We start from the raw sequence: 15,973 nt of genomic DNA, 5'->3' as shown, positions 1-15,973 counted from the left end.
CGCCGGAACGCAGCCGTCGCGCGCTGCCTGCGCATCGCCGCAAACGGCGCTGCTCTCCGCGAACGCACCGCATCTTGACGCGGCGGGGTTTTCTACCCCAAATGCACCCGGCATGAATTGGGAGGATTTGGAATGCCTGCGGTTGACTTGCTGCGCGCGCGGTTTCTTGAACATTTTGATGGCGAGCCGCAGTTCTTTCGCGCGCCGGGGCGGGTCAATCTGATCGGCGAGCATACCGATTATAATGACGGCTTCGTGATGCCGGCGGCGCTTGAATATGAAGCGCAGGCCGCGGCGGCTGCCCGGTCCGACCGGGTGATCCGCATTCACTCCCTCAACAATGGCAAGACCGCCGAAATCGATCTCGACGGCGGGAAACCCGAACCGCGCGGCGACTGGACTGATTATGCCTTTGGCGTCGCGGTCATGCTGGAGGCGGCGGGGGTGAGGCTTTCCGGCGCCGATATCGTGGTTTCCTCCTCGGTGCCGGTCGGCGCGGGGCTCTCGTCCTCGGCTGCGCTCGAAGTGGTGGTCGGCTACGCCCTGCTTTCGCTTGTGGGGCGTGAGGTCGATACGGTCGAGCTTGCGAAGCTGTGCCAGAAGGCGGAAAACGAGTTCGTCGGCATGCGCTGCGGCATCATGGATCAGTTCATCTCCTGCAATGGTGTGGTCGATCACGCGCTGATGATCGATTGCCGCTCGCTTGCAAGCCGGCCCGTTCCGATCGATCCGCGGGCGCGGATCGTGGTCGCCAATTCCATGGTGCATCACGCGCTGGCCGATGGCGAGTACAACAAGCGCCGCCAGTCCTGCGAGGAGGGGGTAAGGCTGCTCCGTCCGGCGCTCGGCGCAATCCGGGCGCTGAGGGACGTCAGCTTCGAGGATCTCGAGGAGAACCGCGATTTCCTGCCGGACCTCACCTATCGCCGCTGCCGCCATATCGTCACCGAGAACGAGCGCGTTCTGCAGGCGGCCGATGCCTTGCAGAGCGCCGATCTCGACACGTTCGGACGGCTGATGAATGCCTCGCATGTTTCGATGCGCGACGATTACGAAATTTCCTGCGAGGAGGTCGATAGCCTCGTTGATATCGCGCAGGCGCAGAAGGGCGTCTATGGCGCGCGCATGACCGGCGGCGGTTTCGGCGGCTCGGTGGTGGCTCTGGTGGAAAGCGGCGCGGTGGAAAGCTTCATCGCCAATGTCCGCACCGCCTATCAGGATGCCACCGGGCACATATCGGAAATCTTCGCCTGTGCGCCGAAAAATGGCGTCGGGCCACTTACGGATTGAGCGTAGACATGAGCACATTCACCGATCACCCGCATCGTCGCTACAATCCGCTTGCCGGCGAGTGGGTGCTGGTATCGCCGCATCGTTCCAAACGCCCGTGGCAGGGGCAGGTGGAGGATGCCGAGGTGCCGGACATGCCGGCGCATGATCCGGACTGCTATCTCTGCGCCGGCAATACCCGCGTCAACGGCGCCAAAAACCCCGGTTACACGCACACCTTCGTGTTCGACAACGACTTCGCCGCGCTGACAGAAGATGCGCCCGCCGAGAGCTTCCGTGACGGGCTGTTGATGGCGGAGGGCGAGAGCGGCATCTGCCGGGTGATCTGCTTTTCGCCCCGCCACGATCTGACGCTTGCCCGCATGGCCGTGGACGATATCGCGCGGGTCGTCGATGCCTGGGTGGAGCAGTATGTCGAGCTCGGCGCACGGCCGGATATCGGCCACGTTCAGATCTTCGAGAACCGGGGCGCGATGATGGGCTGTTCCAATCCCCATCCGCACGGCCAGATCTGGGCAAGCCGCAACCTGCCGAATGCCGCCGCCAAAGAGACCGAAACCCAGCGCGCCTATTACGATCAGCACGGCACGCCGCTGCTGATGGCCTATCTCGATCAGGAACGCGGGCTCGGCGAACGCATCCTGTTTGAAAATGACGGCTTCGTCGTGCTGGTGCCCTATTGGGCGGTGTGGCCGTTCGAGACCATGGTGCTGCCGAAGCGCCATATCCGCTCGATGGAGGAGATGGAGGCGGACGAACGGGTGCAGCTTGCCGAGGCTTTGTCCAAGGTCACGATCCGCTACGACAATCTGTTCGCCACCTCGTTTCCCTATTCTATGGGCTTCCACCAGCGCCCGACCGATGGGGCGGCGCATGACGAATGGGTGATGCACGCCCATTTCTATCCGCCGCTGTTGCGTTCGGCGACGGTGAAGAAATTCATGGTCGGGTTTGAGCTGCTCGGCACGCCGCAGCGCGACCTGACCCCGGAACAGGCGGCTGACCGCTTGCGCGGCCTGTCCGATATCCATTATCTCGCCGGCTGAGCCGCGCCATGAAAGAACCCGCCGCAGCGTTGGCGGGCAAGGGAGAACCAAAATGACCATTCTCGTTACCGGCGGTGCCGGTTATGTCGGATCCCACATGGCCCACGCGCTGGTCGATCGCGGCGAGAAGGTGGTGGTGCTGGACGATCTGTCCACTGGTCACGGCGAACTGGTGCCGTCGGCCGCCAAGCTCGTCAAGGGCGATATCGCCGACCGGAAACTGGTAAGCAAGCTGATCGCCGATGAGGGCATCAACGCGATCGCCCACTTCGCCGGCTCGATCGTTGTGTCGGATTCGGTCGCCGACCCGCTGACCTATTACGACAACAATACCGTCAAATCCCGCGCGCTGATCGAAACGGCGGTCGCCGCCAAGGTCGAGGCGTTCCTGTTCTCCTCCACCGCCGCCGTCTATGGCGAGCCGGGCGCGGACCTGCTGGACGAGGAGCAGAACCTGCAGCCGGTCTCGCCCTATGGCTGGTCGAAGCTGATGACCGAGGTGATGCTGCGCGATAGCGCCGCCGCCTACGGCCTCAGATATGCGGCGCTGCGCTATTTCAACGTCGCCGGCGCGGATCCAGCGGGTCGCACCGGGGAGACCCGCGAACACGCCACCCACCTGATCGAGATCGCCGCCCAGGCGGCAACCGGCCGGCGCAACCGCATGGAGGTGTTCGGCACGGACTACCCGACGCCGGACGGCACCTGCCTGCGCGATTATATCCACGTCACCGACCTGATCGATGCTCATGTCAAGGCGCTGATGCATCTTCTGAACGGCGGCGAGAACTTCGTCGCCAATTGCGGTTACGGCCATGGCTTCTCGGTGTTGCAGGTGGTCGACGCGATCAAGCGCGTCTCCGGCGTCGACTTCCGCGTCGACATGTCCGACCGCCGACCCGGCGATCCGCCGGCGCTGGTGGCCGACAGCGCTCGCGTGCGCGAAATCCTCGGCTGGGAACCGCAATATGACGATCTCGACACGATCGTGAAACACGCGCTGGCGTGGGAGGATCAACTGGTGAAGGGGCGGGTGAAGCTGTAGGGGGCGAGGTCGCGGCTGTTTTCGTGCTCGCGTGCAAAGCGACAGCCTCGGCCTTCGCCGCATAGCCCCCAATCTTCTCGCCCCGGAGGGGAGAGATGTCGCGAAAGCGACAGTGAGGGGGGAGTCCATCCCCGCGAACGCCCTCACGATCTGATATGCTGCACCACCCTCACTGCCCCTTTCGGGGCATCTCTCCCGCCAGCGGGAGAGAGTATTGGGGGGCTATGCGGCAATCTTTGTGCCGCAACCCCCTCAAAGCCGCGTGATATAATCCGCCAGCCGGTCGGCGGCCTCGGCGAGTTGATCGCCATTGCGCAGGAAGCAGGCGCGCAAAAACGGGTCGCTTGGGTTGCCGAAGGCGGAGCCCGGGGCGAGGCCGACGCCGGTCTTGTCGACGATGTCGAGCGCGGCCTTGCGGCTGTCGGTGATGCCGTCGATCTTCAGATAGGCGTAGATCGCGCCAGCGGGCTTCAGCGTCTCGACCCGATTGGTCGCAAGCAGCCGGTCGCAGAAGATGTCGCGGCCGGCCGTTGCCCGGGCAATGTTCTCGGCAATAAATTCGTCACCCTCCGTCACCGCCGCTACGGCCCCGCGCTGCATGAACTGGGCGACGCCCGAGGTCGTGTACTGCACGAGATTTTCGATCGCATCGCCGAGTTCCGGCGGGGCCACGACCCATCCGACGCGCCAGCCGGTCATCGACCAGTTCTTGGAGAACGAATTGGCGAACACCACCCGGTCGCCTTCCTCGATAATGTCGAGGAAGGAGGGCGCGCGGTTGCCGGCATAGTGATAGAGCGCATAGATCTCGTCGGCCAGAATCCAGATGCCGTGGCGGCGCGACAGGTCGAGCAGAGCCTTGAGATCGGCGAGGCTCGCCGTCCACCCGGTGGGGTTAGCCGGCGTGTTGACGAAGATCATCCGCGTTTTGGGCGTGATCGCGCGCTCCACCTCACCGATATCGAGCGACCACTGGCCATCGGCGAAGGTCAGCGGCACGCCAACCTTGCGGGCGCCGGAAACGCCGAGGGCGGCCGCGATATTGGGCCAGCATGGCGTGAAATAGATCGCCTCGTCGCCGACATCCGTCAGCGCCTCGACCATCAGCTTGATCGCATGCATGCCCGAGCCGGTGACATAGATGTGCTCCGGCAAGAGACGCGCCTTGAAATGGCGGGCGTAATAATCGGCGATGGCGCTTCGAAGCTCGGGAATGCCGCGCTGATAGGTGTAGAAGGTCTCGCCATTGTCGAGCGCGGTTTTAGTGGCGTCGCTGATGAAGGCGGGGGTCGGCAGATCGCCTTCGCCGGCCCATAGCGGCAGCAGGTTGTCGCGGCCGCGGGCATGATTGATGATCTCGACGATGCCGCTTTCCGGGGCTTCGAGGGCGCGGCGGCTGAGGTTTTCGGTAAGGTGCATGCGGGGTCTCCTGTCGCACCAGTCATAAAACGGCGCAGGTGGTGAATGCCATGAATTTTAAGCTTTGATCAATTGATTCTTTTGATGGGTGTGCTGCGACAGTCGCATTTGAAAATCTCGGGCCTTGGCATATCGTGAGGGCCTGCGGCCGGGAGCGCCGCAATGGGAAACGGGAGAATGCGCGGATGTTGCCCGGCTGGCTGATATTGTTGTCGGCGCTGCTTTACATCCTGCTGCTGTTTGCCGTCGCCAGTTTTGGCGATCGGCAGGCCAAGCGGCAGATGCGGCCGCGCGACGGGCGCAATATGGTCTATGCGCTCTCGCTCGCGGTCTACTGCACCTCCTGGACCTATTTCGGCGGCGTCGGGTTGGCGTCAACGCGCGGTCTCGAATTCCTCGGCATCTATATCGGCCCAATTCTGGTGTTCACGGTCGGTATGCCGGTTGTCAGGCGGATCGTGGCGCTGGCAAAGGCGGAAAAGCTGACCTCGGTCGCCGATTTCCTTGCCGCCCGCTACGGCAAGAACCCGATCGTCGCCGCCCTTGTGGCAATCATTTCGCTCGCCGCGGCGATCCCCTACATCGCGCTGCAATTGAAGGCGGTGTCGGATTCGGTCTCGGTCATGGTCGGCGGCGAAACCGGGTTTCTCTCGGCGGGCGCCGCCTATGGCGTCGGCCTGCCGCTTGCCGTTACGCTGGCGCTGGCAAGCTTCGCCATCGTGTTCGGCACCCGCCACACAGACGCCACGGAACACCAGGACGGCCTGATCCTGGCGATCGCGATGGAATCCGTGATCAAGCTGGTGGCCTTCGCCTCGGTCGGCCTGTTCGCTTTGTTCATTCTGTTTGACGGGCCTGCCGATCTTCTGACCCAGGCGCGCGAAAACGCGGTGACGGCCGCAGCCCTCAGCTATGAAACGCCGATCAGCCGCTGGATATTGCTGACCGGGCTTTCGGCCTGCGCCATCCTGCTTCTGCCGCGCCAGTTTCATGTGACCGTCGTCGAAAACCGCTCGGAAGGCGAGCTGAACCTCGCCCGCTTCCTGTTCCCGCTCTATCTGATCGCGATCAACCTGCTGGTGCTGCCGGTTGCGATCGGCGGAGCGATGACCCTCGGCCCCGGCGCCGACCCCGATCTCTACGTGCTGCAACTGCCAATCGCCGCCGGCCAGCGGTTGATTTCGCTGATCGCGTTTCTCGGCGGTTTTTCGGCCGCCACGGCCATGGTCATCGTCGCCTCAGTGGCGCTGGCGATCATGCTGTCGAACGATATCGTCAACCCGATCTTCCTCAGGCGTCGGATGATGTCGGGCGAGGGCCGACGGCATGATTTCTACGCCCTGCTGCTCAATGTCCGCCGCGCCTCCATTCTCGGCGTCATGCTGCTCGGCTATGCCTATTATCGCCATATCGACAGCGATCGCGGCCTGTTCTCGATCGGGCTTCTGGCCTTCGCGGCGATCGCGCAGGTCGCGCCGGCGCTGTTCATCGGGCTGGTATGGCGCAACGCCAATGCCCGCGGCGCGATCGTCGGCCTGTCGCTCGGCTTTATCACATGGGTCTATCTGCTGTTCGTGCCGAGCCTTGGGGGGCCGGATCAATCCGCCGTCGCCGGCATGGTGATGAATTTCCTGATCCCCGGCACCCACCTCTTTACCGGGCCGGATGCCGATATCCTGCTCAACGTCACCTGCCTGTCGCTGCTGGTCAATATTGCCGGCCTCGTGATCGGCTCTCTCAGCCGCCCGGCGCGGCCGTTGGAGCGCATCCAGTCCGGCATTTTCGTCAAGCGCCAGGCGCGCTGGCAGTCGACCGCGCGCGGCATCGGCACCGGCGTCTCCGTCGGCGTGCTGCGCGAAACGCTGAAAGGCTATCTCGGCGCGGAGAGAACGGCGCGGTCTTTCGCCACCTTCGAACGCACGGCCGGGCGCAGGATGGCCGATGACGAGCAGGCCGATATGGCGCTCATCCATTTCTCCGAGCAGTTGCTGGGCACCGCCATCGGCTCGTCCTCGGCGCGGCTGGTGCTGTCGCTGGTGCTGCAGCGCGCCGAGGCGGCTTCCGGCGATGCCGCCTTCCTGCTCGATCAGGCAAGCGAGGCGCTGCAGTATAATCAGGGCCTGTTGCAGACGGCCCTGTCGCAGATGGATGAGGGGATTGCCGTCTTCGACGCCGCCAACCGGCTTACCGTCTGGAACAAGCGGTTTCGCGCGCTGCTCGATCTGCCGGAGGAGGTCGGCCAGGTCGGCTATCCGCTGATCAACATCATCGGCCGGCTGTCCTCGCGCGGCGACCTGACCGGCGATGAGGCGAAGGAGGCGCTGCGCAAGCTGCGCGCTCACGAAACCGCCTTTCCGCTGGTGCTGGAAAGCGGCAAGCGGATCATCGAGGTGCAATCGCGCGCCATGCCGGATGCCGGCATGGTCGTGACCTTCACCGACATCACCCGCCGCGTCGAGGCCGATCTGGCGCTCAAGCAGGCGAACGAAACTTTGGAGCAGCGCGTCGCAGCCCGCACCGCCGAACTCACCGAGGTCAACAAGGCGCTGCGGCTGGCGCGGGCGGCGGCCGACGAGGCCAATATCGGCAAGACCCGGTTTTTCTCCGCCGCCGGCCACGACATTCTCCAGCCGCTCAACGCCGCCCGGCTCTATGCCACAGCACTCGGCGAGCGGTTGCCGGCCGAAAGCGAGGTGCGCGGCTTTTCCGACAAGATTGATTCCGCCCTGCAATCGGTCGAGGATATTCTCGGCGCCGTGCTCGACATCTCGCGGCTCGACGCCGGCGCGATGAAGCCGCATTTCGCCACCGTCAATCTCGGCGACACGCTGAAGCGGGTCGAGACCGATTTCAGGCCGCTTGCCGATGAAAAGGGCCTTGAACTGGTGGTGGTGCCGTCCTCGCTCAAGGTGCGCTCGGATGCGCAGGCGCTGAGGCGGCTGGTGCAGAACCTCGTGTCCAACGCGATCAAATATACGGTCAGCGGCAAGGTGCTGGTCGGCGCCAGGCGGAGGGGCGATCACGCGGTGATCGAGGTGCATGACACCGGCATCGGCATTCCCGCCGAAAAGGCCGAAAGCGTGTTCAAGGAGTTCACGCGGCTGGATGAGGGCGCGCGCGCGGCGCAGGGGTTGGGGCTTGGCCTGTCGATCGTCGACCGGCTGGCGCGCATGCTCGAACATCCGGTGACAATGGCCTCTGCGCCCGGCGAGGGGACGGTATTCCGCCTCTCCGTTCCGCTGGCCGAGGCCGGCGTCGAAAGCGGCCAGCCCGCAGTGAAGCCGGCCGGCAAGCTGCCCGGTCACGCGATCGCCGGGCTCAAGGTGCTGTGCATCGACAATGAGGAGGCGATCCTGGAGGGCATGCGGGTGCTGCTCGGCGGCTGGGGCGCCGACGTGCATGTGGCGCGGGGACAGCGGGAAGCCCGCGCGCTCGATATCGTTCCCGACGTGATCATCGCCGACTATCATCTCGACAATGGCGCAAGCGGGGTCGATGCGGTGACGATCCTGCGCGAGCACTACCAGCGCCATATCCCGGCGCTGCTGATTACCGCCGACCGCACCCAGGAGGTGCGCGATCTGGCCGAGGAGGAGGACATCGCCGTTCAGCACAAGCCGCTCAAGCCCGCGCTGGTGCGCGCCTTCCTCAACCAGATCGCGATCTTCCACAAGGCGGCCGCCGAATAGTCCGGCGGTCCGGCTGTCAAAGCGTCTCGGCGAGTTCCTGCAGCTTGCGCCACCGGATCGATGACCATAGCGAAAGCGCGATCAGGCCCGCGCCCACAAGCCCGGTGATCGCCTCGGGAATGTGCAGCAGCGTCTGGGCATACATGATCACCGCCAGCACCAGGATGGCGTAGAACGCGCCATGCTCGAGGAAGCGGAAATGCGACAGCGTCTGGCGGTCGACCAGCATGATGGTGAGCGAGCGCACATACATCGCGCCGATGCCGAGACCGATCGCGATCACCAGCAGGTTCTTGGTCAGCGCGAAGGCGCCGATAACGCCGTCGAAGGAGAAGCTGGCATCGAGCACTTCGAGATAGATAAAGGCGCCGAGGCCGCCCTGGGCCGCAGCCTTTGCGGTCTGCGTCTGGGTCGCGTCGATCAGGCCGCTGAAGACCTCGATCGCGAGATAGGTCAACAGGCCATAGATCGCAGCATAGAAGAACTCCTCCGCCCGTGCATCCTCCACCAGCGTGGAAAAGACCAGCACCAGCACCAGCGCGATGCCGGTTTCGATGCCCTTGACCGCGGCGAGCCTCGCCATCGGCTTTTCCAGCGGCGCGAACCAGTGGACATCCTTTTCATGGTCGAAGAAGTAGGAAAGCCCGACCATCAGCAGAAAGGTGCCGCCGAAGGCCGCGATCGACAGATGGGCGTCATGCATGATCGCGGCATAGGCCTTCGGCTCGGCGAAGGCGAGATGAATGGCGGCAAGCGGCCCGATCTTGGCGGCAAGCACCACGATTACCAGCGGGAACACCAGTCGCATGCCGAACACGGCGATCAGTATGCCCCAGGTGAGAAACCGCCGCTGCCAGGCGTGGCTCATGGTCTTGAGCTTGTTGGCGTTGACGACGGCATTGTCGAAGGACAGCGAAATCTCCAGCACCGCCAGCACGGCGGTGATGAACAGGAAGGCAAGCGCGCCGCTGATGCCGAAGCTGAAATAGCCGTAAAGCATGCTGGCCGCGAGCCCGGCCAGGGTGACGATAAAGGCCCATTTGAAATAGGAAATCGTGGAGGCTCTCATGGGCGGGCCTCCCCGATCGGGCAGAAGACCGTATTCCGGTCGAGGGCAAAGGGGAAAGCGCGCATGCGAAAATCTCGCACGCGCGGCCAAAACGTCGCAATGTGAAGCATGGTAACCATGTCCGCCGGCTAATTTGCGGGCGGTACCGACATCACGAGAGCGCCGTCAAACTCTCGCCAGAGGGGCCCGGCACCGGGTTCGTCGCGGCTCCTCCAGGGTGCGCGGGACTGCACCAGACTTAGCCGCAAAATCGCTGACGTCAAGTGTTGCGTCATTCTTACTTTCCATATTGCGGCGCACCCGAGGCGTGTTAAATTGACAAATCACAATCGGGTTGGGAGTTGGCGGCATGCTTTATCTTCTGGCGTTGTTCATCGGTATTGTTGCGGGACTAAGGGCGATGACGGCGCCGGCTGCTATCAGCTGGGCCGCCTATCTGGGCATCCTTGATCTTTCCGGCTCATGGCTCTCCTTTCTGGCCTCGCCATGGGCCGTCGGCATATTGAGCGTGCTGGCGCTCGGTGAACTTGTTACCGACCAGCTTCCCTCCACGCCTAGCCGCAAGGTGCCGCCGCAATTCGGGGCGCGCATCGTCATGGGCGCGGTCTGCGGCGCGGCAATCGGATCTGCGTCCGGCCTCTGGATCGCGGGTCTCGTGCTCGGCGTGGCCGGTGCGGTGATCGGCACGCTTGGCGGCGCCGCCATTCGGCAAAAGCTCGCCGTCCGGTTCGGTCGCGATCTGCCTGCCGCCCTCATCGAGGATGCGGTTGCCATTCTCGCCGCAGCGGCTATCGTGTGGAGCCTATGAGGACATTCGACGCCATCATCATCGGGGCAGGGCAGGCGGGGCCGCCGCTTGCCGCGCGTTTTGCCGCCGAGGGTCAAGAGGTCGCGCTGATCGAGCGTCATCAGGTGGGCGGCACCTGCGTCAACACCGGCTGCACGCCGACCAAGACAATGGTCGCCAGCGCCCGCGCCGCCCATGTGGCAAGGGTTGCGGCTGATTTCGGCGTGGATATCGGTGGCTCCGTCAGCGTTGATATGAAGCGGGTCCAGGCGCGCACGGCCGAGATTGCCGGGGCTTCGCGCTCCGGCCTTGAGAGCTGGCTTTCCGGACTCGACAATGTCACGCTGCTGCGCGGCCATGCCCGTTTCACAGGGCCCGATCGGGTCGCGATTGGCGACGCGGTGCTGACCGCGCCGAAGATCTTCATCAATGTCGGCGGCCGGCCGACGGTTCCGGATATCGAGGGTCTCTCCGAAATTCCGTATCTCACCAACACTGACATGGTGAACCTCAACCGCCTGCCGGAGCATCTGCTTGTACTCGGCGGCAGCTATATCGGGCTGGAATTCGCCCAGATGTTCGCCCGTTTCGGTTCGAAGGTGACGGTGGTGGAGCGCGGCGCGCATCTGATCGGCCGCGAGGATCCGGAGGTCAGCGAGGCAGTGCGCGGCTTCCTGGAGGACGAAGGCATCACGGTGATGACCGGCGCGGAGTGCATCCGGGTCGAGCGGCGCGGCGACGGCATCGTCATGCATGCCGATTGCGACGGCGAAACCCGGACCGCCACCGGCTCGGACCTGCTGGTGGCGCTCGGCCGCAAGCCCAATACCGACGATCTCGGTCTCGACAAGGCGGGCGTCGCCACCGGTGACCGGGGCTTCGTAACGGTCGGTCCCGGTCTTGAGACCAGCCAGCCCGGCATTTTCGAGCTCGGCGATTGTAATGGCCGCGGGGCCTTCACCCACACGTCCTATAATGATTACGAGATCGTCGCCGCCAATCTTTTCGATGGCGAAAGCCGCTCGGTTGACGATCGCATCGCAGGCTACGCGCTTTACACCGATCCGCCGCTCGGCCGCGCCGGGATGAGCGAGACGGAAGCGAAAAAGGCCGGCTACACTATCGCCGTCAGCAGCCGGCCGATGACCAACGTTTCTCGCGCGAAGGAAAAGGGCGAGACGGCGGGGCTGATGAAGCTTATCGCCGATGCCGATAGCGGCAAGCTTCTCGGCGGCGCCATTCTCGGTCCCGGCGGGGATGAGGCGATCCACGCCGTTTTGAACCTGATTAATATGGGCGCTGCGGCCAAAGACCTTCAATGGGCGGTTCCCATCCATCCGACGGTTTCGGAACTGTTGCCGACGCTGGCCGGCGGGCTGCAGCCGGTTCGCTGACCCACTCGCTTTTTCAGCTTGCCGCCGGTGCGCAGGCAGTGGTATGGAACGGCTTCCGACGCGGTCGGACGGGCGGGTATGATGTAATGGTAGCCTGTCAGCTTCCCAAGCTGAACGCGCGGGTTCGATTCCCGCTACCCGCTCCAGGGTCTCTTCACTTTTCCGATGGCTTGTGCTCGGTTTTGCGCCACAGATAGGGCGCGTGGTAGAGTTCCACGAATGCCTTCCACGCCGAAAACGACAGCATCAGCCAGTAGAGCGGCAGCCAAAGGACGCTTGCGCGCATGCTGACCGCCTCTCCCTTGCGCATTTTCGACACGCCCAGCCGCAGGAATATCCAGTAGCTGGCGATAATGTTGATCAGGTCTATGCCGGTCAGGATCTGTTGCAGCGGTCCCGGATTGGGGGTCGGTTGCAGCAGCAGCCATCCCGTCGTCAGCACCGATACGAACAGCAGCGGGTGCAGCAGCGATGACAGGATCATCCCGCCGGTATTGGCCAGGAAAACGGCAAAGCCGAGCAGGCCCAGTTCGTCGCGCAGCCGCCCCGGTTCCCTCAGCGCCACCAGCGTCGTCTGGAGCCATCCCTTGATCCAGCGTGATCTCTGGGCAATCCATGGACGAACCGCTGTCGGCGCGTCCTCCAGCGTTTGCGTGGTGATTGCGCCGCAATAGAAGCCGAGACGGTGCAGGCGCAAGCCCAGATCGGCATCCTCGGCGACATTGTAGGGATCCCAGCCGCGGCAGGCCCGCAGCGCCTGAATGCGAAAATGATTGGAGGTGCCGCCGAGCGGTATCGGAAACCGGTGAAGAGCGAGAAACGGCAGGATGCCGCGGAAAAGACCGGCATATTCGCAGGCGTAAAGCCCCGTGATCCAGTTTCTTCCGACATTGGAGATCGTCAGCGGCGCCTGAAGGCACGCAAGCTCACGCGGCGATTGCCGGAACGTGTTCCAGGCTTCGCGCAGCTGGTCGGGATGCGGCCGGTCCTCGGCATCATAGATCACCACGAACCGGCCCCTGGCGCCGCAGAGCGCGTAGTTGAGCGCATTCGGTTTGGTCCGGGGGCCGCCGGCGGGCACGACCACAAGCTCGAATTGCGACGGCAGCCGCGCCCGCGCGATGGCGTTGATGGTTTCCGCGTCATCCGCCTCGCAAACCAGCTTGATATCGAGCTTGGAGGTCGGCCAGTTGATGCGTTGCATACTCTCCGACAATTGCGCGATCATCCCGGCCTCGCGGTAGAGCGGGATCAGGATGGTATAGACCGGCAGGTCCGGCGGTTCGCTTTCAGGCTTCGGGGTGCGCTGGCGGGGCCTTGCCCGCGTGGCGGCAATGCGGACGAGCAGCGCGAACAGATAGAGCGTCGTGAACGCGATATGGGCGAGCAGCAGGGTCTCGGCGGGAAAGAACAGCAGGCCGGCAACCAGCGTCGCCGCGCCGCCACCGAGCAGGAAGCCCTGTTTGCCCCAGAACACGATCCGCGCGGAAAAGCGCGGCTCCCAGACCATGAGGTCGTTGACGGCGTTGGTGAGCCGCCGGCCTTCGCCGGTCTTCCACACTGACGCGCGCACGGCTTCCGGCGTCGTGATGATGACGCAGCGCCTGATTTCGGGCCGCGACGCCAGACGGAGATGAAGGTCGGCAAGATCGCCGGCGGTGGGCACCACGGCGAAGCGACGCTCGGCCTCTCCGCTGTCGAGCCTGAGGCCGCGCGGGTCGGCCAGGAGGCGGTCGATCCCCGGGCGGTCCGTGACGCAATCCGGATCGATGCTGTCCTGGAACGGCAGCACGAGATAGCGGGCGAGCCTCCTGTAATAGTCGTCCGAAGCGACCGCGCCGCTGAAAAGAAGCTCCTTTTCGATCGTGGTGTTGTTGGCGAGCGCGGCCTTGATCCCATCCTCGATGACGGTTTCGTCAAAGCCGAGGCGACGCAACATCTGGCGCTCCTTCCAGATCGCTTTCGGGAGCGAACGCAGGGCAGCAGAGGCGCGATCCGGCGTGCGGACAACGGCCTGCCTGAACACGGACATGATACCCCTCTTTACCGCGCGCCCTTTATATTTTTTTACTAGTAAAGACTCAAGGTAACGGAAAATACAAGCCGGAAATGTTGCTGTGACGTCAGGTCGGTATGTGCCGTTCAACCAAGTGGTCGACGCTCTCCAGGAGTATAGACTTAGGAAATGCTTTAGCTATATCTAATCAAGCGAAGCTGAGTATTCACGCCGGCGAAAACCGCCTCAAACGGTGCGGTAGCGGGCGATGGCACCGCGTTCGATCGCGGCGCAGGTCAGCTTGTCGAGGTGGAGCCGGTCGCGGAGGAGCTGCAGCAGGCGGATTTCCTCGGCGCGGATGACCTGATCGACGGACATGATCTCGACGGCCAGCGCATAGGCCGTGTCGTAGAGCCGCTTGGGCAGCGTGTCGCGAATGATCTCCAGCGCGATATCCATGCCCTCCGGCCCGGACACGATCCCGGCGCAGTCATGGGCGATGCGGGTGAGGTCGTTTTCGTCGAACCCGTCGAAGACCGGCAGCGAGCGGGTGATATGGCCGATCCGCGCCATCTCCGTGTCGCTCATCGCGCTGTCGACGGCGGATGCCATCACCATCACATAGATCAGCGCGTCATAATGGGTAAGCTCGGATCGGGACATGGGGTCTCTCTCGGTCTTGGAAAATTACTGGCTGGCCCAGAGAATCCGGGCAATCCATTCTATGTCTGAAAGGTCGAAGACGATATTGGCGTGGGCCGGGTTGATCGACATCAGTTCGATCTGGCGGGTGGTGCGGCGCACCAGAACCTTGGCCAGAACCTCGCCCTCGCGGGTGCGCACCACCACGCGGTCGCCCTTGCGGGTCTCGGCATTGGCTTCGACGATCAGCACATCGCCGTCGCGGTAGAGCGGCATCATGCTGTCGCCCTGCACCTCCAGGGCGTAGATCCCCTGGGCGCTGCGGGAGGGAACGGGAAAGTCGACCTCGTCCCACCCCTGGCCGACCGGATAGCCGCCATCGTCGAAGAAGCCGCCGGCGCCGGCGCGCGCGAGGCCGAGAAGCGGGATTGTCGAAGGCTGCGGCGGGAAGCTGCCGATCGGGCCTGGAACGCCGCCGACAGCCGCCGGGCTGTCGTTGACGAACTCCGTCATCGATGTGTTGGTGGCGGCAAGAATCTTGGCGAAGGATTCCATCGACGGCCAACGCTCGCGGCCGTCCGGCGCGCGCCGCTTCGACTTGTTGAAGGTGGTCGGATCGAGCCCGGCCTTGCGCGCGAGGCCCGACGGGGTGAGCTTGTGGCGCGCGGCAAGCCGGTCGATCGCGCTCCAGATCTCGCTATGGGTGAGCTTTTCAAACATCGCCGTCGGGTCGGTTGATATCCACTTAACCTATAGCTTAACGGACAATGCAGCGTAAAGGCGGACAGGAATAAAATCCTGTCTTTTACAAGTTATCAGGCCACCATTGCCATATTGACCTTGCCGAGCTGGATGACGGCCTGGGTGCGGCTGTCGACATTGAGCTTCAGCAGGATCGCGGAGACATGCGCCTTGACGGTTGCCTCCGAAACGCCGAGCTCATAGGCGATCTGCTTGTTCAACAGCCCCTCGCACAGCATTCTGAGCACGCGCGACTGCTGGGGCGTCAGCGTCTGCAACCGCTGCAGCATGTCGGCGATATCGGGATCGCTCTCCTCGCCGCCGCCGTAGTTTTCCGGCGTGTAGACCTCGCCCGCGAGCACCTTGCGGATGCCGTTGCGCAATTCGTCGATCCCGACCGATTTCGAGATGAAGCCGGAGGCGCCGAGCGCGAGCGAGCGGCGAATGGTGTCATCATCGTCGCTGCCGGAGATCACGACGATCGGAAGGCTGGAGAATTCGGAGCGCAGCGTGATCAGGCCGGAGAGGCCGCTCACGCCCGGCATGGCGAGGTCGAGCAGAAGCAGTTCGGCTTCCGGGTTGTCGCGCGCGGCCTGCTGGGCGCTTTCGAAATCGCCCGCCTCGACCACGGCATAGGGCGTGGTCATGCCGCCGATCGCCTGTTTCAGCGCGCTGCGGAACAGCGGGTGGTCGTCCGCGATCAGAATGGTTTGTCCGGTCATTCCTGGCCTCCTCCCAAAGGCAGTTTCACAACCCTTAACATTCGACCTCGCGCTGCTGCAACTGTTTGACGGCACAACAATGGTGGTCCTGCTATTTATGATCGCCGTGATGCCGCATTAGCAACCCAAAAAA

12 protein-coding genes and 1 tRNA gene are annotated in these 15,973 nt (G+C 63.8%); 7 read left to right on the top strand and 6 right to left on the bottom strand.

Translation table 11 applies throughout. The features are described from left to right. Positions 1 to 132: 132 nt before the first annotated feature. Genes V6767_RS15190 through galE form a run of 3 tightly spaced genes read left to right on the top strand, consistent with a single transcriptional unit; the run spans position 133 to position 3,381 of the window. Positions 133 to 1,290 carry a galactokinase gene (locus V6767_RS15190; protein WP_448474250.1) on the top strand — a complete coding sequence of 386 codons (1,158 nt, stop codon included), beginning with the start codon at positions 133 to 135 and terminating at the stop codon, positions 1,288 to 1,290. 8 nt (positions 1,291 to 1,298) lie between these two features. Beyond that, positions 1,299 to 2,336: a UDP-glucose--hexose-1-phosphate uridylyltransferase gene (locus V6767_RS15185; RefSeq protein ID WP_448474249.1), complete on the top strand. Its 1,038-nt coding sequence runs from the start codon at positions 1,299 to 1,301 to the stop codon at positions 2,334 to 2,336. 52 nt (positions 2,337 to 2,388) lie between these two features. Beyond that, positions 2,389 to 3,381, top strand: coding sequence for a UDP-glucose 4-epimerase GalE (galE, locus tag V6767_RS15180; protein WP_448474248.1), 993 nt, complete (start codon positions 2,389 to 2,391; stop codon positions 3,379 to 3,381). Positions 3,382 to 3,633: 252 nt separating this feature from the next. Here galE and V6767_RS15175 read toward each other — a convergent pair whose 3' ends face one another. Further along, complete coding sequence (locus V6767_RS15175) at positions 3,634 to 4,800, bottom strand: pyridoxal phosphate-dependent aminotransferase (RefSeq protein ID WP_448474247.1); 1,167 nt, start codon at positions 4,798 to 4,800, stop codon at positions 3,634 to 3,636. A 185-nt stretch (positions 4,801 to 4,985) separates the two neighbouring features. Between V6767_RS15175 and V6767_RS15170 the strand changes: the two genes are divergently transcribed. Further along, positions 4,986 to 8,489 carry a PAS-domain containing protein gene (locus tag V6767_RS15170; RefSeq protein WP_448474246.1) on the top strand — a complete coding sequence of 1,168 codons (3,504 nt, stop codon included), beginning with the start codon at positions 4,986 to 4,988 and terminating at the stop codon, positions 8,487 to 8,489. A 16-nt stretch (positions 8,490 to 8,505) separates the two neighbouring features. Here the strand turns inward: V6767_RS15170 and V6767_RS15165 are convergent, their stop codons facing one another. Then, on the bottom strand, positions 8,506 to 9,558 hold the full coding sequence (locus tag V6767_RS15165; RefSeq protein WP_448474245.1) for a DUF475 domain-containing protein: 1,053 nt from the start codon (positions 9,556 to 9,558) through the stop codon (positions 8,506 to 8,508). A gap of 349 nt (positions 9,559 to 9,907) precedes the next feature. Here V6767_RS15165 and V6767_RS15160 point away from each other — a divergent pair, with 349 nt between their 5' ends. The 3 genes from V6767_RS15160 to V6767_RS15150 all read left to right on the top strand — a co-directional run bounded on the left by V6767_RS15160 (position 9,908) and on the right by V6767_RS15150 (position 11,885). Continuing rightward, entirely contained in the window at positions 9,908 to 10,366 is a 459-nt protein-coding gene (locus V6767_RS15160) for a DUF4126 family protein (RefSeq protein WP_448474244.1), read from the top strand. Further along, a complete protein-coding gene (locus V6767_RS15155; RefSeq protein WP_448474243.1) occupies positions 10,363 to 11,739 on the top strand; it encodes an FAD-containing oxidoreductase in 1,377 nt (458 codons plus the stop codon). Before V6767_RS15160 ends, V6767_RS15155 begins: the two co-directional genes overlap by 4 nt. 72 nt (positions 11,740 to 11,811) lie before the next feature. Further along, positions 11,812 to 11,885, top strand: a tRNA-Gly gene (locus V6767_RS15150). A gap of 8 nt (positions 11,886 to 11,893) precedes the next feature. Here V6767_RS15150 and V6767_RS15145 read toward each other — a convergent pair. The 4 genes from V6767_RS15145 to V6767_RS15130 all read right to left on the bottom strand — a co-directional run bounded on the left by V6767_RS15145 (position 11,894) and on the right by V6767_RS15130 (position 15,840). Next, complete coding sequence (locus V6767_RS15145; RefSeq protein WP_448474242.1) at positions 11,894 to 13,771, bottom strand: glycosyltransferase family 2 protein; 1,878 nt, start codon at positions 13,769 to 13,771, stop codon at positions 11,894 to 11,896. 210 nt (positions 13,772 to 13,981) lie between these two features. Further along, on the bottom strand, positions 13,982 to 14,398 hold the full coding sequence (locus tag V6767_RS15140) for a tellurite resistance TerB family protein (protein ID WP_448474241.1): 417 nt from the start codon (positions 14,396 to 14,398) through the stop codon (positions 13,982 to 13,984). A 24-nt stretch (positions 14,399 to 14,422) separates the two neighbouring features. Further along, complete coding sequence (locus V6767_RS15135) at positions 14,423 to 15,097, bottom strand: S24 family peptidase (RefSeq protein WP_230720398.1); 675 nt, start codon at positions 15,095 to 15,097, stop codon at positions 14,423 to 14,425. A gap of 95 nt (positions 15,098 to 15,192) precedes the next feature. Then, on the bottom strand, positions 15,193 to 15,840 hold the full coding sequence (locus V6767_RS15130; RefSeq protein ID WP_448474240.1) for a response regulator: 648 nt from the start codon (positions 15,838 to 15,840) through the stop codon (positions 15,193 to 15,195). Between the last annotated feature and the right edge of the window lie 133 nt (positions 15,841 to 15,973).

The organism is Martelella sp. FLE1502 (genome assembly GCF_053484255.1).
This window is presented reverse-complemented; position numbering and strand designations above follow the sequence as displayed.